At 57.5% G+C, this 19,266-nt stretch carries 16 protein-coding genes; 9 read left to right on the top strand and 7 right to left on the bottom strand.

Features of this window, described 5'->3' with window-relative positions; all coding sequences use genetic code 11:
* Window positions 1-106: 106 nt before the first annotated feature.
* From rimP to infB, 4 genes are read left to right on the top strand one after another with little or no spacing between them, the layout of a single operon-like run.
* On the top strand, window positions 107-685 hold the full coding sequence (gene rimP / locus JNX03_RS13255; protein ID WP_203209499.1) for a ribosome maturation factor RimP: 579 nt from the start codon (window positions 107-109) through the stop codon (window positions 683-685).
* Entirely contained in the window at window positions 685-2,313 is a 1,629-nt protein-coding gene (gene nusA / locus JNX03_RS13250; RefSeq protein ID WP_203209498.1) for a transcription termination factor NusA, read from the top strand. The genes rimP and nusA overlap by 1 nt, the downstream gene beginning before the upstream one ends.
* A 22-nt stretch (window positions 2,314-2,335) precedes the next feature.
* On the top strand, window positions 2,336-2,956 hold the full coding sequence (locus tag JNX03_RS13245; protein ID WP_203197884.1) for an RNA-binding protein: 621 nt from the start codon (window positions 2,336-2,338) through the stop codon (window positions 2,954-2,956).
* An 8-nt stretch (window positions 2,957-2,964) separates the two neighbouring features.
* Window positions 2,965-5,445, top strand: coding sequence for a translation initiation factor IF-2 (gene infB, locus JNX03_RS13240; protein ID WP_203209497.1), 2,481 nt, complete (start codon window positions 2,965-2,967; stop codon window positions 5,443-5,445).
* A 76-nt stretch (window positions 5,446-5,521) separates the two neighbouring features.
* Here infB and JNX03_RS20690 read toward each other — a convergent pair whose 3' ends face one another.
* The 4 genes from JNX03_RS20690 to JNX03_RS13225 all read right to left on the bottom strand — a co-directional run bounded on the left by JNX03_RS20690 (window position 5,522) and on the right by JNX03_RS13225 (window position 8,239).
* Window positions 5,522-5,656: a hypothetical protein gene (locus tag JNX03_RS20690; protein WP_259939953.1), complete on the bottom strand. Its 135-nt coding sequence runs from the start codon at window positions 5,654-5,656 to the stop codon at window positions 5,522-5,524.
* A 109-nt stretch (window positions 5,657-5,765) separates the two neighbouring features.
* Window positions 5,766-6,164 carry a (deoxy)nucleoside triphosphate pyrophosphohydrolase gene (locus tag JNX03_RS13235; protein ID WP_203209496.1) on the bottom strand — a complete coding sequence of 133 codons (399 nt, stop codon included), beginning with the start codon at window positions 6,162-6,164 and terminating at the stop codon, window positions 5,766-5,768.
* Window positions 6,161-7,387: a bifunctional glutamate N-acetyltransferase/amino-acid acetyltransferase ArgJ gene (argJ, locus tag JNX03_RS13230; RefSeq protein ID WP_203209495.1), complete on the bottom strand. Its 1,227-nt coding sequence runs from the start codon at window positions 7,385-7,387 to the stop codon at window positions 6,161-6,163. The genes JNX03_RS13235 and argJ overlap by 4 nt, the downstream gene beginning before the upstream one ends.
* A gap of 3 nt (window positions 7,388-7,390) precedes the next feature.
* On the bottom strand, window positions 7,391-8,239 hold the full coding sequence (locus JNX03_RS13225) for a peptidylprolyl isomerase (RefSeq protein ID WP_203209494.1): 849 nt from the start codon (window positions 8,237-8,239) through the stop codon (window positions 7,391-7,393).
* A 176-nt stretch (window positions 8,240-8,415) separates the two neighbouring features.
* On the opposite strand from JNX03_RS13225, the gene secA reads away from it, so the two are divergent.
* The 3 genes from secA to JNX03_RS13210 all read left to right on the top strand — a co-directional run bounded on the left by secA (window position 8,416) and on the right by JNX03_RS13210 (window position 13,797).
* Window positions 8,416-11,106, top strand: a complete 2,691-nt coding sequence (gene secA / locus JNX03_RS13220; protein ID WP_203209493.1) for a preprotein translocase subunit SecA — start codon at window positions 8,416-8,418, stop codon at window positions 11,104-11,106.
* Between the two features lie 105 nt (window positions 11,107-11,211).
* The gene (locus JNX03_RS13215) at window positions 11,212-12,219 is read left to right on the top strand and encodes a hypothetical protein (RefSeq protein ID WP_203209492.1); all 1,008 of its coding nucleotides are present in this window, start codon (window positions 11,212-11,214) and stop codon (window positions 12,217-12,219) included.
* A 21-nt stretch (window positions 12,220-12,240) separates the two neighbouring features.
* The gene (locus JNX03_RS13210) at window positions 12,241-13,797 is read left to right on the top strand and encodes a substrate-binding domain-containing protein (protein WP_203209491.1); all 1,557 of its coding nucleotides are present in this window, start codon (window positions 12,241-12,243) and stop codon (window positions 13,795-13,797) included.
* 12 nt (window positions 13,798-13,809) lie between these two features.
* Here JNX03_RS13210 and radC read toward each other — a convergent pair whose 3' ends face one another.
* The gene (radC, locus tag JNX03_RS13205) at window positions 13,810-14,559 is read right to left on the bottom strand and encodes a RadC family protein (RefSeq protein WP_203209490.1); all 750 of its coding nucleotides are present in this window, start codon (window positions 14,557-14,559) and stop codon (window positions 13,810-13,812) included.
* 113 nt (window positions 14,560-14,672) lie between these two features.
* Here radC and JNX03_RS13200 point away from each other — a divergent pair, with 113 nt between their 5' ends.
* A complete protein-coding gene (locus JNX03_RS13200) occupies window positions 14,673-15,155 on the top strand; it encodes a protein tyrosine phosphatase family protein (RefSeq protein WP_203209489.1) in 483 nt (160 codons plus the stop codon).
* A gap of 88 nt (window positions 15,156-15,243) precedes the next feature.
* On the opposite strand, the gene dnaJ is transcribed toward JNX03_RS13200, so the two are convergent.
* Both dnaJ and dnaK read right to left on the bottom strand, forming a co-directional pair.
* Window positions 15,244-16,398 (bottom strand): molecular chaperone DnaJ, encoded by a 1,155-nt coding sequence (dnaJ, locus tag JNX03_RS13195; protein ID WP_203209488.1) that lies wholly within the window; start codon window positions 16,396-16,398, stop codon window positions 15,244-15,246.
* A gap of 79 nt (window positions 16,399-16,477) precedes the next feature.
* Window positions 16,478-18,385, bottom strand: a complete 1,908-nt coding sequence (dnaK, locus tag JNX03_RS13190; RefSeq protein ID WP_203209487.1) for a molecular chaperone DnaK — start codon at window positions 18,383-18,385, stop codon at window positions 16,478-16,480.
* 215 nt (window positions 18,386-18,600) lie between these two features.
* On the opposite strand from dnaK, the gene JNX03_RS13185 reads away from it, so the two are divergent.
* Complete coding sequence (locus tag JNX03_RS13185) at window positions 18,601-19,203, top strand: alpha-ketoglutarate-dependent dioxygenase AlkB family protein (protein ID WP_203209486.1); 603 nt, start codon at window positions 18,601-18,603, stop codon at window positions 19,201-19,203.
* Window positions 19,204-19,266 lie beyond the last annotated feature (63 nt).

Raw genomic sequence — 19,266 nt, 5'->3', positions numbered from 1 at the left:
CTATATGCATCTCAACAGCGGCGCGATCGGGTCCACACCAAACGCTCCACCGAAACACGATACGGGCCGCGCGCCCGTTTTTTTGTGCCCAATACCAAGCGAGATCATGACCAACGACCTGATAGCCAAAGCCGCCATTGACCGCCGCATGGCCGAGATCATCACACCGGTGATTGAGGATCTGGGGTTTGAACTGGTGCGCGTGCGTCTGATGAGCGGCAAAACCACAACGCTTCAGATCATGTGCGATAAACCCGAAGGCGGGATCGAAGTGGATCATCTGAGTGATATCACTCAGGCGATCGGCGCGATTCTTGATGTCGAAGATCCGATTGTCGAGGAATATACGCTCGAAGTGTCCTCGCCGGGGATCGACCGTCCGCTGACCCGTCTCAAAGACTTTGACATGTTCGAAGGCTACGAGGCGAAGATCGAGACAGAAGAGCTGATCGATGGTCGCCGCCGCTTTAAGGGTGCGCTGGCGGGTGTTGAGGATGACGAAGTGCTGATCAATGTCGAAGAGGGCACCATTGGCCTGAAGTTTGACTGGCTGTCGGATGCCAAACTGGTTCTGACGGATGATCTGATTAAAGAAATGCTGCGCCAACGCAAGGCGTCAGGTGCAATTGACGAAACCCAATTCGATGAGATCCAGACTGATGAGTCTGCTGAGGGAGAAGACTAATGGCCATTACATCTGCCAACCAGCTTGAGCTGCTTCAAACCGCCGAGGCGGTTGCCCGTGAAAAGATGATCGACCCCAATCTGGTGGTCGAAGCGATGGAAGAATCGCTCGCCCGTGCAGCGAAGTCCCGCTATGGCGCGGAAATGGACATTCGCGTGGCGATTGACCGCAAGACAGGTCGCGCCACCTTTACCCGCGTGCGCACCGTGGTCGAGGATGAAGAGCTTGAGAACTATCAGGCGGAATTCACCGTTGAGCAGGCCAAGCAATACATGGACAATCCTGCGGTTGGCGACACCTATGTAGAAGAAGTGCCACCGGTCGAGATGGGCCGGATTGCCGCGCAGTCGGCCAAGCAGGTGATCTTGCAGAAGGTTCGCGAAGCCGAGCGTGATCGTCAGTACGAAGAGTTCAAGGATCGCGCAGGCACCATCATCAATGGTCTGGTCAAGCGTGAAGAATATGGCAACGTTATTGTGGATGTGGGCGCTGGCGAAGCGATCCTGCGCCGCAACGAGAAGATCGGCCGTGAAAGCTATCGTCCGAACGACCGGATCCGCGTTTACATCAAGGATGTGCGCCGCGAGCAGCGTGGCCCGCAGATCTTCCTGAGCCGTACCGCGCCCGAATTCATGGCCGAATTGTTCAAGATGGAAGTGCCGGAGATTTATGACGGCATCATCGAGATCAAGGCGGTTGCCCGTGATCCCGGATCGCGTGCCAAGATTGCCGTGATTTCTTATGACGGTTCGATTGATCCGGTTGGGGCTTGCGTTGGTATGCGCGGCTCTCGGGTTCAGGCGGTCGTGAACGAGCTTCAGGGCGAAAAAATCGACATCATTCCATGGAACGAAGATCAGCCAACCTTCTTGGTGAATGCGCTGCAGCCTGCCGAAGTGTCCAAGGTTGTTTTGGACGAAGAAGCTGGTAAGATCGAAGTTGTTGTTCCTGAAGAGCAATTGTCGCTGGCGATTGGCCGCCGAGGTCAGAACGTGCGCCTGGCGTCCCAGTTGACCGGTCTTGATATCGACATCATGACAGAAGAGCAGGAAAGCGCGCGCCGTCAGGCCGAGTTTGAACTGCGCACCAAGCTGTTCATGGACAACCTCGATCTGGACGAATTCTTTGCCCAGTTGCTGGTCTCCGAAGGGTTCACCAACCTCGAAGAGGTGGCCTATGTCGAGATTGACGAACTGTTGGTGATCGACGGCGTTGACGAAGACACTGCGAATGAACTGCAGGCCCGTGCCCGCGACGTGTTGGAGGCCCGCAACAAAGCGGCGCTTGAGAATGCTCGTGCATTGGGTGTCGAGGACAGCCTTGTTGAATTTGAGGGTCTGACACCCCAGATGATTGAGGCGCTGGCCAAAGACGACGTAAAAACACTGGAAGATTTCGCAACCTGCGCGGATTGGGAGCTGGCCGGTGGCTGGACCACTGTTGAGGGTGAGCGGGTCAAGGATGACGGGGTTCTCGAACCTTTCGACATCTCGCTTGAGGACGCACAAACCATGATCATGACAGCCCGCGTGCTGCTGGGCTGGGTCGATCCGGCAGAACTGGAAGCAGACGCAGAAGAGGCGCTGGACGGCGAAGATGCAGACCTGACCGAGGAGACCGGGGCCTGATCGCAGGCCTCGGAGGTTCATGATGGGTCGCGGTGGCGTTCCAAAAGACCGGGAAAACGGTCCTGATCGCAAGTGCATTGCCACGGGCGAGGTGCAACCAAAGCATGGTTTGGTGCGCTTTGTCGTGGGGCCGGATGCGCAGATTGTGCCGGATATTCTGGGCAAACTGCCTGGCCGCGGCATATATGTGGCATCGGACCGCGCGGCGATTGAGATGGCCGTTAAGAAAAAGCTGTTTTCCCGTGCGGCCAAACAGCAGGTTACGGTGGCTGATGATTTGGCCGATGAGGTTGAGCGGCAGCTGGCGCGGCGGGTCGTTGACCTGATTTCGCTGCAACGTAAATCTGGCAAGGCTGTTGCGGGCTACGAAAAAGTCAAAGGCTGGCTGCAAACAGAAGAAGCCGAGGTGCTGGTCCAGGCGGTGGACGGATCAGGCCGCGGCAAATCGAAACTAAGCACACCGCACTACGGCCACTACATTGGCTGGCTGACCGCAGACGAATTGGGTTTGGCATTCGGTCGGCAAACTGTGATACATGGGGCGCTCGCCTCTGGCGGACTCACTCTGCGTGTTGTAGAGGAAGCCCAACGACTTAAAGGCGTGCGCAAAAACGAGGTTGGCAACGGCCAGCCGAAAGGATGACGAGCTAAATGAGCGATACTGACGGCAAGAAAACATTGGGTCTGCGCGGGGCACCTGCGCGTCCGGGCAACGTAAAGCAAAGCTTTAGCCATGGGCGGACCAAGAACGTCGTGGTCGAAACCAAACGCAAGCGCGTTGTTGTACCCAAGCCGGGTGCGGCAAAGTCCGGTGCGGCTGGAGGCTCTCCTATTGGTGATCCGTCCAAACGTCCTGCGGGGATTACAGATGCGGAAATGGCCCGCCGGCTGAAGGCTGTGCAAGCGGCCAAGGCGCGTGAGGTCGAAGAGGCCGCTGCCCGCGAAGCCGAAGAAAAGGCCCGCGCAGAGGATCGTGAACGCCGCCGCGCCGAGATCGAAGCCAAAGAAAAGGCAGAACGCGAGCGCGAAGAAAGCCTCAAGGCAAAGGCCGAGGAAGACGAGCGCAAAGCCCGTGAAGCCGAAGCTGCTGCGCAAGCGGCGGCTGCGGCTCCTGTTGCGGCGGCCCCAGCGGCCCGCGCACCGGCCAACAAGCCTGCGCCGGCTGCCACACCTCGCAAAACCGATCGTGACCGCGAGGACACGAACAAGAAGAACCGTGGTGATGACAGCCGCCGGTCTGGCAAGCTGACGGTTAATCAGGCGCTTTCTGGCCGTGATGGTGGCCGACAGCGATCCATGGCGCAAATGAAGCGGAAGCAGGAACGCGCACGCCAAAAGGCGATGGGCGGCAGTGTTGAGCGCGAAAAGGTTATTCGTGATGTGCAATTGCCACCGGCAATTGTTGTGTCCGAATTGGCTGCACGTATGGCCGAAAAGACAGGCGCCGTTGTCAAAGCGCTGATGCAGAACGGCATGATGGTTACGCAAAACGAGACCATTGATGCCGATACCGCGGAACTGATCATCGAGGAATTTGGCCACAAGGTGGTCCGTGTTTCCGATGCGGACGTCGAAGATGTGATCAAAGAGATCGAAGATGATCCGGCTGATCTGGTGAGCCGTCCACCGGTGATCACGATCATGGGTCACGTTGACCACGGTAAAACATCTCTGCTGGATGCGATCCGCAATGCCAAGGTTGTTGCCGGCGAAGCGGGCGGGATCACACAGCACATCGGTGCCTATCAGGTCACGACGGATGGTGGTCAGGTTCTGTCATTCCTTGATACGCCGGGCCACGCGGCCTTTACCTCCATGCGTTCGCGCGGTGCTCAGGTAACGGATATCGTGGTTCTGGTGGTTGCGGCGGATGACGCTGTGATGCCGCAGACCATTGAGGCGATCAATCACGCCAAGGCGGCCGAAGTGCCAATGATCGTGGCCATCAACAAGATCGACCGCCCGGCGGCTGATCCTGACAAGGTGCGTACAGATCTGCTGCAACACGAAGTGATTGTTGAGAAAATGTCGGGTGAAGTGCAGGACGTTGAAGTCTCCGCAATCACCGGTCAGGGCCTTGATGAGCTGCTCGAAGCGATTGCGCTGCAATCCGAAATTCTGGAACTGAAAGCCAATCCAGATCGCGCTGCCGTTGGTGCAGTGATTGAGGCACAGCTTGACGTGGGCCGCGGCCCAGTTGCGACGGTTCTGGTTCAGAACGGTACGCTGCGCCAGGGCGATATCTTTGTTGTGGGTGAGCAGTACGGTAAGGTCCGTGCGCTGATTGATGACAAGGGCAACCGCGTCAAGGAAGCCGGACCTTCGGTTCCTGTCGAGGTTCTGGGGCTGAACGGTACGCCTGAAGCGGGCGATGTTCTGAACGTAACGGATACCGAAGCACAGGCACGTGAGATCGCGGATTATCGTGCAAATGCGGCCAAGGACAAACGTGCGGCTGCCGGTGCGGCGACGACACTTGAACAGTTGATGGCGAACGCCAAGGCGGACGAAAACGTCAGCGAGCTGCCTATTCTGGTCAAAGCGGATGTTCAGGGCTCTGCCGAAGCGATTGTTCAGGCGATGGAGAAGATCGGCAACGATGAGGTGCGCGTGCGCGTATTGCACTCCGGTGTTGGTGCGATCACCGAGACCGATGTTGGTCTTGCTGAGGCATCCGGCGCACCGATCATGGGCTTTAACGTTCGTGCCAATGCCTCTGCACGGAACACGGCGAACCAAAAGGGCGTCGAGATCCGGTACTATTCTGTGATTTATGACCTCGTGGATGACGTCAAAGCGGCGGCCTCTGGCTTGCTCAGCGCGGAGATCAAAGAAAACTTTATCGGCTACGCGTCGATCAAAGAGGTCTTCAAGGTCACTGGCGTCGGCAAGGTTGCGGGTTGCTTGGTTACCGAAGGCGTGGCGCGACGTTCTGCCGGGGTGCGTTTGCTGCGTGACAACGTGGTGATCCATGAGGGTACGTTGAAAACACTCAAGCGTTTCAAGGACGAGGTGCCAGAGGTACAGTCCGGTCAGGAATGCGGTATGGCGTTTGAAAACTATGACGATATCCGTCCTGATGACGTGATCGAAATCTTTGAACGCGAAGAAGTGACCCGTACGCTTTCATAAAGCGGGCCACGTCAAGACATCAAAAAAGGGGCTGCGGTGACGCAGCCCCTTTTTCGTTGAACAGTTTGAAAACCGCTTAGTTCTTGCGGGTGACGGGTTTGCCGGCATAGACGGTGTCGTCTACTTTCACAGCGATGCGCCCATCGGGCATATCTTTTACGAAGATACCCTGAACGGACACACATGTTCCCAAAGTGATGGTTCGCAGCATTTTCTTTCCCCCAAAAGAATACCTCACATTTTAGTGAACAATTCGGAAAACACCAGCGGATTGTTTCTCAGACCAAGGGGATCGAATCCAGATTTCAGCGCGTTTGGGTTCAGAGCCAGTCGCGAAGGATCGGGATCAGCGGCACATCGGCAGGGGGCATGGGATAATTGCGCAAATCATTGGCCCGCACCCATTTCAACGCCTGATTCTCGCGCGGCATTGGCGTGCCTTCCCATTTGCGGCAGGCGAACAACGGCATCAGCAGATGAAAATCCTCATAGCTGTGGCTGGCAAAGGTCAGCGGAGCCAGGCAGGATGCCCAAGTGTTGATGCCCAGTTCTTCTTCCAGTTCGCGAATCAGGGCCGTTTCAGGGGTCTCGTCAGCTTCGACCTTGCCGCCGGGAAATTCCCAGAGGCCCGCCATGGATTTGCCTTCCGGTCGTTGTGCCAACAAGACCCGACCATCCACGTCAATCAGCGCGACCGCTGAAACAAGGACCACCTTCATGAACGGTAGTCCGCGTTAATCTCGATATATCCATGGGTCAAATCGCAGGTCCAAACGGTTGCTGAGCCTGTTCCGATCCCCAGATCGACCCCGATGGATACATGGTCGCCTTTCATGTGGGCAGCGGCATCCGCTTCGGAATAATCGGGGCTGCGCCAGCCATCCTTGGCCACTTGGATATCGCCGAAGCGGATAGATAGGCGATCACGGTCCGCCGCGGCGCCCGATTTTCCGATGGCCATCACAACACGGCCCCAGTTGGGATCTTCGCCTGCGATTGCGGTCTTGATCAGTGGTGAATTGGCGATGGCCATCGCGTGGGTCTTGGCATCTGCGGCACTGGCCGCGCCGGTGACGGCAATCTCGACAAATTTGGTTGCGCCTTCGCCGTCTTTGACCACTTGATGTGCCAGATCGAGCATCAGACCATGCAGTGCCTCCCTGAACGCGGCACTGCCGGTCATATCGACACCGGAAGCGCCTGTGGCCGCCATGATCAAGCTGTCCGAGGTTGATGTATCGCTATCAACGGTGATGCAGTTAAAGGTGACATCGTTGAACTCCGACACCATGGATTGCAGATCAGCCTGATCTATCTGCGCATCTGTAAAGATGTAGACCAGCATTGTGGCCATATCCGGCGCGATCATGCCGGAGCCTTTGGCGATGCCCGCGATCTGCACGGTTCCGCCGTTGTCTGTCACGCGGGTAGAGGCACCTTTCGGGAAGGTGTCGGTCGTCATGATCGCCTTGGCGGCAGCGGCGATCCCGCTTGCATCCAAACGGTCATGCAGATCCCCAAGGACAGCAGTGATCTTGTCATGTGGCAGCGGTTCGCCAATCACACCGGTCGAGGATGTGAAGACACGCGCCTGCGGTATATCACAACTGGCGGCCACCGCCGCCGTGATTGCCTGAACACTCTGCACGCCACCTTGGCCGGTGAAGGCATTGGCATTGCCCGAATTGACCAAAATCGCGGCAGGGCCAGTGGCGGCACCGCCAATCTTTTCCTGGCAATCAAGAACCGGTGCCGCGCGGGTGGCGGAGCGGGTGAACACCCCTGCAATGCTGGTACCGGGGTTCAACACCGCCAGCATCACGTCTGTCCGGCCTTGATATCGAACACCAGCGGCTGTCGTTGCAAAGCGTACCCCGTCGATCACAGGCAGATCGGGAAATTGTGCAGGCGCGAGCGGTGAAACAGAGGTTATTTTTGCCATTTCTTATTCAAGCCATTCGATGTTTTTGAGGATCGCCGGATCAATGCCTTCCGCGGCAGAGCGGTCCACATCGGCGGCTTCGGTGATGCTGTCGATTGTGGTCTGGACGCGGGTCTGGCGGATTTGAAGCTCCAGCTCGTCGCGCACGGTGTCAAGCGCGGGGGCTTCGGTCTTCCGGATCTCGTTCAGCATGATCACATGCCAGCCAAACTGTGTCTCTACCGGTTCAGACACCGCGCCTGCTTCCATGGCAATGACAGCAGCCTCGAAACTGGGCACCATCATGCCTTTTCCGAACCAGCCCAGCGATCCGCCGCCGGGGCCGGACGGGCCGGTGGATTTTTCGCGGGCCAGCTCGGCAAAGTCTGCACCGCCATCCAGTTCAGCCTTGATCGCAAGCGCCTCTTCCTGGGTTTCCACCAAAATGTGAGAGGCGTTGTATTCATCGCCCTGTTCGGCGCTGGCGTATTGTTCGTCATAGGCGGCCTTGACTGCGTCTTCGTCAACGGGGCCAGCCATCACGCCTTCGATCACTTCACCCGCCACAAGGGAACGGTTTTCGTTTTCCATCGACAGTCTGACCCGCGCTGGCAGATCACCCTGATAGGTGTCAGCAAGGGCCGTCTGTTGCACCAACTGATCCAGAATACCTTTGAAAAGGATCTCATCGGGCAGCTGCTGATACTGCTCGGGCAGGGTCGCGCGGGCGACGATCATGTGGCCCACGGTAATCTCTGTGCCGTTCACTGTGGCAACAACGGTATCCAACCCGGCTTCGTCCTGCGCGGCCGCCGGTAGGGCCAGACATGCGGAAAGTGCCAGAGATGCCAGAAAAGTGCGTGGTTTATGCATGGAATGTCCTATCGTTCGCCCCTCCCGGGGGGCTGCTACATTGACAGCGTTTGGTGCGGCCCTTACATCGCCCTATGGGCGCCGTTCAGACGCTCGTTCACCCATCTATCTATGGGCAGACAAGGCGCTGGGCAAGCAGATCAGCGCCAGACATTGCAACTTCGGCTGGAGAGCACATGCTGGGTATCGGAACAATCGCCAAAAAGGTCTTTGGCACACCAAACGACCGCAAGATCAAGGCGACGCGCCCGCTGGTGGCAAAGATCAACGCACTTGAGCCAGAGATCGAAAAGCTGAGCGACCAAGGGTTGATCGACAAAACAGCGGATCTGCGCCAACGCGCCCAGAATGGCGAAAGCCTTGATGACCTGCTGCCCGAGGCATTTGCAAACTGCCGCGAGGCCGCACGCCGGACGCTCGGCATTCGCGCCTTTGATACACAGATGCTGGCCGCGATTTTTCTGCATGAAGGTAATATTTCCGAACAGAAGACCGGTGAGGGCAAAACCCTCACTGCCGCTCTGGCCGCTTATCTGAATGCGCTCACGGGCAAGGGCGTTCACGTTGTGACCGTGAACGAATACCTGGTTCAGCGTGATGCGGATTGGATGGGCAAGGTATTTGGCGCACTTGGTATGACCACCGGCGCGGCGATCTCGCAGATGCCTGAGGCCGATAAACGTGCCGCTTACGAATGCGACATCACCTATGCCACGAACAACGAGCTGGGTTTTGATTATCTGCGCGATAACATGAAATCCAACCTCGATGAGATCCTGCAAAAGCAGCACAATTTCGCGATTGTGGATGAGGTCGACAGTATTCTGATCGACGAAGCCCGGACGCCGTTGATCATTTCCGGACCGGCGCAGGACCGGTCCGAGATGTATGTGACCGTTGACGCGCTGATCCCGTCCTTGCAGCCAGAACATTACGAGCTGGACGAGAAAACCAAAAATGTGACCTTTACTGACGAAGGCAACGAGTTTCTCGAAGAGCAACTCCGTGCGCATGGTCTGCTTGAAGAGGGTCAGACTCTTTATGATCCCGAGAGCACGACCATTGTTCACCACGTCAATCAGGGTTTGCGGGCGCACAAGCTGTTCCTGAAAGACCGCGATTACATCGTCCGTGACGGTGAGGTGATGTTGATTGACGAATTCACCGGCCGGATGATGCAGGGCCGCCGTTTGTCTGATGGGTTGCATCAGGCGATCGAGGCCAAGGAAGGCACCTCCATTCAGCCGGAGAATGTCACGCTTGCTTCGGTGACGTTCCAGAACTATTTCCGTCTTTATGACAAGCTGGCCGGGATGACCGGCACCGCGTTGACCGAAGCCGAAGAATTTGGCGAGATTTACGGGCTCGGCGTGGTCGAGATCCCGACCAATGTGCCAATTGCACGGGTCGATGAGGATGATGCCGTCTATCGTACGGCAAACGAAAAATACCAGGCGATGATCGATAAGGTGAAAGAAGCCCATGCCAAGGGCCAGCCCTGCCTTGTGGGGACCACGTCGATTGAAAAGTCTGAACAGTTGAGCGTGATGCTCACGGCGGCTGGGATTCCGCATAATGTACTGAACGCCCGCCAGCATGAGCAAGAAGCGCAGATCATCGCGGATGCGGGCAAGCTTGGCGCGGTCACGATCGCCACCAACATGGCGGGCCGCGGTACGGACATCCAGCTGGGCGGCAACGTCGATCTCAAGGTGCTTGAGGCGCTGGACGCAGACCCGGATGCCGATCCCGCCGCCCTGCGTGCGCGGATTGAGGCGGAACACGCGGATGAAAAGAAAAAGGTGCTGGAGGCAGGCGGGCTTTATGTTCTGGCCTCCGAGCGGCACGAAAGCCGCCGCATCGACAACCAGTTGCGGGGCCGTTCTGGCCGTCAGGGTGATCCGGGGCGCACATCGTTCTTCTTGTCCTTGGAAGACGACTTGATGCGCATTTTTGGGTCCGAGCGGCTTGAGAAGGTGCTGACGACGCTGGGCCTCAAAGAAGGCGAAGCGATCATTCACCCATGGGTGAACAAATCGCTGGAGCGGGCACAGGCCAAGGTCGAGGGCCGCAACTTTGACATCCGCAAACAGCTTTTGAAGTTCGACGATGTGATGAACGAGCAGCGTAAGGTGGTATTCGGCCAGCGCCGCGACATCATGGAAGCAGAAGATCTGAACGAGATCGTCACCGATATGCGCCATCAGGTGATCGATGATCTGATTGATGTGTACATGCCGCCCAAAACCTATGCCGATCAGTGGGACACCGAAGGGTTCAAGACGGCGGTTGCCGAACAGTTAAACATGGATCTGCCCATCGTTGAATGGTGCGAAGAAGAAGGCGTGGATGACGACGTGATCCGTGAACGCCTGATCGAAGCGACCGACGGGTTGATGGCGCAAAAGGCCGAGGTCTTTGGCGAAGAGAATATGCGCAACATCGAAAAGCAGCTTTTGTTGCAAGCGATTGACGGCAAGTGGCGCGATCACCTGCTGACGCTGGAACACCTGCGGTCTGTGGTCGGCTTCCGCGGCTATGCGCAACGCGATCCGTTGAACGAATACAAGAATGAATCCTTCCAACTGTTTGAAACCATGCTCGACAGCCTGCGTCAGGACGTCACGCAAAAGCTGGCCCAGATTCAGCCGATGACTGAAGAAGAGCGGAACGCGATGATGCAGGAAATGGCAGCGCGTCAATTGGCAATGAACGCGGCAGCGGCCAAGGAAACGCCCGCAGCGGGTGCCGCGGTGGATGGGTTTGTCGAGGATGATCCTTCCACTTGGGGTAACCCCAGCCGAAATGACATGTGCCCTTGTGGGTCCGGTAAGAAATTCAAACATTGCCACGGGCGTTTGGGTTAAACATCTGACACTTAAGCGCCACATTCTGCGCCTAAACGGGTCATAAGGCGGCCCTTTTTGTTTGCGACAACGTTCCTGAACGATTCCATTAAAGGAACAGGACCCATGTTGCAGACTTTTGTTTTGCAGAAAAAAGGTATCGCAACCGCAGCAGGTACATTGACCTGCGCGCTTGCCATCGGCTTTGTCATGCAAAGCACCGATACCGCACAGCAACGCTATGGTGTGGCTGGCAATGCCATCCCCATGGTGAAAACGATTGATGCCTCCGATCCAGCCAATTCCCTGTTGGATGTGCAGGAAATCAAGCTGACTTCGGCGGAGTTCAGCAGTGCGATTGACGTGCCGCAGGCTGATCCCGAAGTGGTCAAGGTTGCGTCACCCAAGAGCGTTCTGCCTGAACCGGATATGCCGGAGATTGATGTGGCCAACGCCTGCACCATTTCCGCAGTTGCACAGCCGATTGCGGCGGCGATGGTCAAGCTGAGCATGGAAGCGCCCTGTCTGCCCAATGAGCGGGTGACAGTGCACCACAACGGCATGATTTTCACCGAGACGACAACTTTTAACGGAACACTGGACCTGACCGTGCCGGCCTTGGCCACCGACGCCGTGTTTATCATGGCTTTCACCAATGGTGATGGCGCAGTGGCGCAGACCATGGTCGAGGACTTGGCTGATTTTGACCGCTCGGTTCTGCAATGGAAGGGCAACACAGGGTTTCAGATCCACGCCCGCGAATTTGGCGCAGGCTACGGCGAGACCGGCCATTTGTGGGAAGCGTCACCTGGCGAGATTGCCGATGCTGTCACAGGCAACGGCGGCGTTCTGACGCGGCATGGCGATACAAACGCAGGTGATCCCCTGCTGGCAGAAGTCTACAGCTTTCCCAGTGATACAAATGGCCGCTCTGGCGTCATCGCTTTGAGCGTTGAAGCGGAGATCACCGAGGCCAATTGCGGGTTGGAGATTGAGGCGCAGTCGCTTGAAGTTTTGGGCGATTATTCGATCAAAACGCAAAACCTGACACTGCCCGTTCCTGATTGCGACGAGATTGGTGGGTTTCTGGTGTTGAATAATCTGCTGCAAGACCTGAAAGTCGCTGCCAAGTAACGCAGCGCCAGGGATCTTAGGATGAGATTGAAATGTGCGGCGGCTTTCGCCGCATTTTTTCTGTTTGGTGCATCCACTTTGTGGGCACAGGACGTCACGCTGACCTCGCGCGATGGCAAAATCGAGCTGAGCGGAACTCTCTCCGGTTTTGACGGAGAGTTCTATCGTGTCCAAACCGAATATGGCGAACTGACGGTTGACGGATCCGGTGTGAATTGTGCCGGTCCGGGTTGTCCGAATTTACAAGACTACGTTGCCGAGGTGTATCTTTCCGGTTCTGCGACCATGGGCGCGGTTCTGATGCCGGCACTGATCGAGGCCTATGCCCAACGCGGCGGGTATGATGTGAGCCGGGAAAACGTGGATGCAACGCGGTTTGATCTGTTGTTGCACCGCAAGGACAGCGGAAAGCTGGCTGCGCGATTTGGCTTTCGCGCCACCAATGCCGATGAAGGGTTTGCCGATCTGCTGGCCAATGAGGCCGATATCGTCATGTCCCTGCGCGAGATCCGCAAAGCCGAACGGATCAATGCCCGTGAAGCCGGCATGGGGGATCTGACCGGGCCGAACCGCAGCCGTGTTCTGGCATTGGATGCCGTTGTGCCAGTGGTCGCGCCGACCAATCCGATCAAGGATATTTCGCCACTGACACTTGCGCAGGTGTTTGCCGGAGAGGTCACAAACTGGCAGGAACTGGGCGGGCCAGACGCGCCGATTGATCTGCATTTGCCCGATCTGGCCAGCGGGCTGAGCCAGGCCATCGAGGATCAGATAATGGTGCCTGCAAAATCGTCACTGGCGGGGCAGATCACCCGCCATGCCTTGCCGGGGGCACTGGCCCAAGCTGTGGCAAAGGACAGTTTTGCCTTGGGCATCACCAGCTTTGCCGAACGGCGCAACACACAGGTGCTGACGCTTAGCGGGACATGCGGGTTTTATCTCGATGCGGCGCGGCGCACGATCAAAACCGAGGATTACCCGCTCACCGCACCGATGTTTCTGTATTTCCCGGCGCGGCGTCTGCCGTTGATCGCGCGGGAGTTTCTGGCCTTTACCCGCGGTCCCACTGCCCAAAATGTGATCCGGCGCGCCGGATTTGTGGATCAGCGGCCCGAGGAAATTCCGGTGGATGATCAGGGCAACCGGTTTGCCAATGCGATCACGGTGGCCGGCCCTGAAACGTCGTTGCAGGAGTTGCAACGCATGACAGCCACGCTTGGCCCGATGGCGCGGCTCACCACGTCTTTCAGGTTCGAAGCCGGGTCGATCCGGCTCGATGCGCAGTCCCGTTCCAACGTGCAACAACTGGCGCGGTCTCTGGAACAGGGCAAATACGATGCGCGGCAGATCCTTTTTGTCGGGTTCAGCGATGGTCAGGGGGCAGCAAAGGCCAACCGCGACATCGCACTGCGCCGCGCCGAGGCGGTCTTGCGGGCGGTGAGCGCAGCAGCGGTGACCGCCAATCTGGAACGAGTGGATCTGGGGGTTGATGCCTTTGGCGAGGCACTTCCGATGGCCTGTGATGACACCGCATGGGGCAGGCAGGCCAACCGCCGCGTTGAGGTCTGGGTGCGCTAGGAGCGCGCCCTTTTAAATGAACCCTTCAGATCGCAGGCTCAGTTCCCGTGATTTTCCGATGATCAGGTGATCGTGGAGTGTGATCCCCAGCGCGTCACAGGCGCATTCTATCTGGTGGGTCATGTCGATATCTGCGGCTGACGGGGTTGGATCGCCTGATGGGTGATTGTGCACGAGAATCAGTGCGGAAGCGTTCAGCTCCAACGCCCGTTTGGCGACCTCGCGGGGGTAGACGGGCACATGATCCACGGTGCCTTTACCTTGTTCCTCATCCGCAATCAGCAGGTTTTTGCGGTCGAGATAGAGCACGCGAAACTGTTCTGTCTCGCGGTGGGCCATGGCGATCTGGCAGTATTCCAGCAGTGCGTCCCAACTTGAGAGAATGTGTTTTTGCAGTACCTTGGCCTGCGCCATCCGCTGCGCCGCGGCTTGCACGATCTTCAATTCAACGATCACGGCATCGCCGACGCCGGAAATGTCCCGCAAGCGGGCCTCCGGCGCTGTGATCACGTGATTGAAATCGCCGAACCGGTCCATCAACGCCCGTGCAATGGGTTTGACATCGCGGCGCGGGATGGCCCGAAACAAGACGAGTTCCAACAACTCATAATCCGGCATCGCATCGGCGCCGCCCGCCATGAAACGGGCCCGCAACCGCTGGCGATGATCACGTATGTACGAGGGTTGCTTGCCCTGAAGGGGTGCGGCGGCAGGGGTCTCGTCAAAGAGCATGGGTTGATGGGAATCAGAGAGCGCAGACATGGCAAAACTCTGGACGCAGAGGGTTAGAGAAGGGTTAAGATTAACGGTGTGTGAAGGGACTGCGGTGCAGCGCCGGATCGCGGGGCAAACTCAGGCCAAAGAAGGAAGCAACCATGACAGCCGAACAAGACATTCTGAACTGGCGGCGTTGGGACAACCGCATCAGCCTGTCAGGGCAGCCTACGGAGGGGCAACTCAGCTTGCTTGCACGATCGGGGGTCGCACAGATTATCAACCTCGGTCCGCATTCAAATGACGGCGCGTTGGATGATGAGGCGACGAGTGTTGAGCAGCTCGGAGTGGAATATGTCTATATCCCGGTGGATTTTGCCGATCCAACCGAAGCGGACTGGACGGCCTTTTGTGACGCAATCGAAGCAGCGCCGGATGCGCCACTGCATGTGCATTGTATCTACAATGCGCGGGTTTCAGCCTTTTTCTATCGCTTTGCCTTGGAAGGGCGGGGCGGCGATGTAGAGAGGGCATTTGACTTGATGGATGGCATTTGGCGGCCCGGTGGGGTTTGGGCGCGATTTATCGGCAAACCAGAAGATGCGGACAAGCCGAACCGATATCTCGGCTATGATTACCATTGACCCAAAAGAAAAGAGGCCACGATAAGCGACCGTGGCCCCCTTCTACATTCGTTAGACCTATCGCCGGACCAGAGGTCTGGCCAATAGGTCAGCCCTTCATCGAATCCCAAAAGGACTTCACGCTTGAGAAAAAGCTGCTGCTTTCGGGGTTGTTCTCCGACGACAGCTCTTCAAATTCGCGCAGCAGCTCTTTCTGCTTGGACGTCAGGTTTACAGGTGTCTCAACCGCCAGTTCGATGATCATGTCACCCACACCCTTGCCGCGCAGGGCGGGCATGCCTTTGCCGCGCAGGCGCATCTGGCGGCCGGATTGGCTGCCCGATGGGACGGACACGCGCCCGCGCCCGCCATCAATGGTGGGCACTTCGATTGTGCCGCCCAATGCAGCGGTGCTCATGGACACCGGGACGCGGCAGAACAGGTTTGGACCGTCGCGATCGAACAGTTCGTGCTCCTGCACTTCGATAAAGATGTACAGATCGCCCGAGGGTCCGCCCCGCATGCCTGCTTCGCCTTCGCCAGCAAGGCGGATGCGGGTGCCGGTTTCGACCCCGGCGGGGATGTTCACAGACAGCGAGCGTTCTTTTTCCACCCGGCCCGCGCCCCGGCAGGTCTTGCAGGGGTTCTTGATGGTTTGGCCCATGCCGGAACATGTCGGGCAGGTGCGTTCAACGGTGAAGAAGCCCTGCTGCGCACGGACCTTGCCCATGCCGGAACAGGTGGGGCAGGTTGTCGGCTCTGCGCCGCCTTCTGCGCCTGATCCTTCGCAGCTGTCACAAGGGACTGACGTGGGCACGTTGATGGATTTTTGCAGGCCCGAGAAGGCGTCTTCGAGGGAAATGCGCAGGTTGTAGCGCAGGTCGGATCCACGTGCGGCCCGGTGTCCGCCACCGCCGCCACCGCGTTGGCCCATAAAGTCACCAAAGAGGTCGTCAAATACGTCGGAAAACGCGGATGAGAAATCACCCTGACCGCCGCCAAAGCCACCGCCGGGACGGCCACCGCCACCCATGCCACCTTCGAATGCGGCGTGACCATAACGGTCATAGGCTGCTTTCTTGTCGGCGTCTTTCAGCACTTCGTAGGCTTCGTTGGCCTCCTTGAACTGCGCTTCGGCGTCCGGTTTGTCGGCGTTGCGATCCGGGTGCAGTTCTTTGGCCTTCTTGCGATAGCCTTTCTTAATCTCGTCGGCAGAGGCCCCCTTGGCGACGCCAAGTACCTCGTAATAATCACGTTTTGCCATGGATTAATGTCCTTTTTCCGGAACACGAAGGGCCGGCCCGTCTATCGGACCGGCCCTGTCGTCAGTTCAGCGCATCAATTTACGCGCGCTTGTCATCGTCCAGATCTTCGAACTCGGCATCGACGATGTCATCGTCGCCACCTGCAGCATCTGCCGCTTCGGGAACGTCTTCGCCTTCTTCCTGCGCGGCCTTATAAATGGCTTCGCCCAGTTTCATGGCCGCTTCGGTGACGTTCTGGATGCCGGATTTGATCTTCTCGACATTTTCAGTTTCCAGCTCGTCTTTGAGCGCGGCAATGGCCAGTTCGATGGCTTCGACAGTTGTCGGATCCACCTTATCCGAATGCTCTTCCACCGACTTTTCGGTCGAATGGATCAGGCTTTCGGCCTGGTTTTTCGCTTCGATCAGCTCGCGGCGTTCTTTATCCGCTTCGGCGTTCTCTTCGGCGTCCTTGACCATTTTTTCGATGTCATCGTCGGACAGACCGCCAGAGGCCTGGATCGTGATCTTCTGCTCTTTGCCGGTGCCCTTATCAAGTGCGCCCACCGAAACGATGCCGTTGGCGTCGATGTCAAAGGTCACTTCGATCTGTGGCATGCCGCGTGGGGCAGGCGGGATGTTTTCAAGGTTGAAGGCACCGAGGATCTTGTTGTCGGCGGCCATCTCACGTTCACCCTGGAACACGCGGATTGTCACAGCGTTCTGGTTGTCTTCGGCGGTCGAGAAGACCTGAGACTTTTTCGTTGGGATCGTGGTGTTGCGGTCGATCAGACGGGTGAACACGCCGCCGAGGGTTTCGATACCCAGGGACAATGGTGTCACGTCCAGCAGAACAACGTCTTTCACGTCACCCTGCAGAACACCGGCCTGAATGGCAGCGCCCAGTGCAACCACCTCGTCAGGGTTCACACCTTTGTGTGGCTCCTTGCCGAAGAATTTGGTCACTTCCTCAACAACCTTGGGCATACGTGTCATACCACCGACGAGAACAACCTCGTCAATGTCAGAGGCGGACAGGCCCGCATCCTTCAGCGCGGCGGCGCAAGGCTTCATCGAGGCTTTGATCAGATCGCCAACAAGGCTTTCCAGCTTGGCACGGGTCAGCTTCATCACCATGTGCAGCGGCGAGCCGTCTTTGCCCATTGAGATAAACGGCTGGTTGATCTCGGTCTGGGACGACGAGGACAGCTCAATCTTGGCTTTCTCGGCGGCTTCTTTCAGACGCTGCAGGGCCATCTTGTCTTTGGTCAGGTCGACGGAATGCTCTTTTTTGAACTCACCTGCGAGGTAGTTCACGATGCGCATGTCAAAATCTTCACCGCCGAGGAACGTGTCACCGTTGGTGGATTTCACTTCGAACAGACCATCGTCGATCTCAAGAATGGTCACGTCGAATGTACCGCCGCCAAGGTCATAGACCGCGATGGTTTGGGTATTCTCTTTGTCCAGGCCGTAGGCCAGCGCGGCTGCGGTCGGCTCGTTGATAATGCGCAGCACTTCAAGACCGGCGATTTTGCCCGCGTCTTTGGTGGCCTGACGCTGGGCGTCGTTGAAATAGGCCGGTACGGTAATAACCGCTTGGGTCACTTCTTCGCCGAGATAGCTTTCGGCGGTCTCTTTCATCTTACCAAGGATGAAGGCAGAGATCTGCGAAGGGGAGTATTTCTCACCCTTGGCTTCGACCCATGCGTCGCCGTTGCCGCCATCAATCACGTTGAAAGGCAGGTTTTTCTTGTCTTTGGCGAGATCCGCGTCGTCATTGCGGCGGCCGATCAGGCGCTTCACACCAAAAATTGTGTTGTCCGGGTTTGTTACAGCCTGCCGTTTTGCAGGCTGACCCACCAGACGTTCGTCGTCGGTGAAGGCGACGATAGATGGGGTTGTACGTGCGCCCTCTGCGTTTTCGATAACGCGGGGCTGGCTGCCGTCCATGATGGCGATGCAGCTGTTGGTTGTTCCAAGGTCAATACCAATTACTTTGGCCATGTTTTCGATCCCTCATTTTATTCAAGGCGATGACACGAGGCATAAGGCCCGGTTCGGCACCTCTGCTCCGATCTGTGGTGAGACTGAAAGCAGCACTGCCTTCAGCGGTTCGGAGGGTATATAAGGAGCGCAAATGCACCCTGCAACCATTGCAAAGCCCCTCAGAGAAGGAATCTGCATGGATTTTTGCAAAGAACGTAACGATCAGGACCGATATGACACATTTAAGGATCAGAGAGGTCGATGTTCACAAAGGGTTCCTTGATCCCGCTGCGCAGGGGCAGATCGTGGATGCGATCAGAAAAGTGGCCGAGCAAGCGCCATTTTTTCAGCCCGATACACCCTATGGCAAACCGATGTCGGTGCGGATGACGGCGGCAGGGCAGTTCGGTTGGTTCAGTGATCGGCGCGGCTATCGCTATGTTAAGCAGCACCCGCAGGGGGCGGCGTGGCCCGCCATTCCTGATCCGGTACTGGCGATTTGGGATCGGGTGGCAGGGCTGGACCGGCGGCCAGAGTGTTGTTTGATCAATTTTTATGGGCCCGGCGCAAAGATGGGGATGCATCAGGATCGGGATGAGGCTGATTTTGATTGGCCTGTTGTGTCAGTCTCACTGGGGGACGATGCGCTGTTTCGGATCGGTAACACCACCCGCGGAGGTAAGACGGAATCGGTTTGGTTGCAATCGGGGGATGTGGTCGTGATGGGAGGTGCGGCGCGGCTGATCTATCACGGGGTGGACCGGGTGCGGGATGGATCATCGACGTTGCTGCCCAAAGGTGGGCGGATCAATCTGACGCTGCGGGTGGTGACTTAGGCGATTTGTTCAAAAAATCCGGACTGGAGTTTTAAAAATTCCATTGCGCCAAGATCAATGGCG

Origin of the sequence: Sulfitobacter mediterraneus, assembly GCF_016801775.1 — a bacterium.
GTDB classification, from domain to species: domain Bacteria; phylum Pseudomonadota; class Alphaproteobacteria; order Rhodobacterales; family Rhodobacteraceae; genus Sulfitobacter; species Sulfitobacter mediterraneus_A.
Note: the sequence above shows the minus strand (reverse complement) of the source record. Positions and strands in the feature narration are given on the sequence as shown.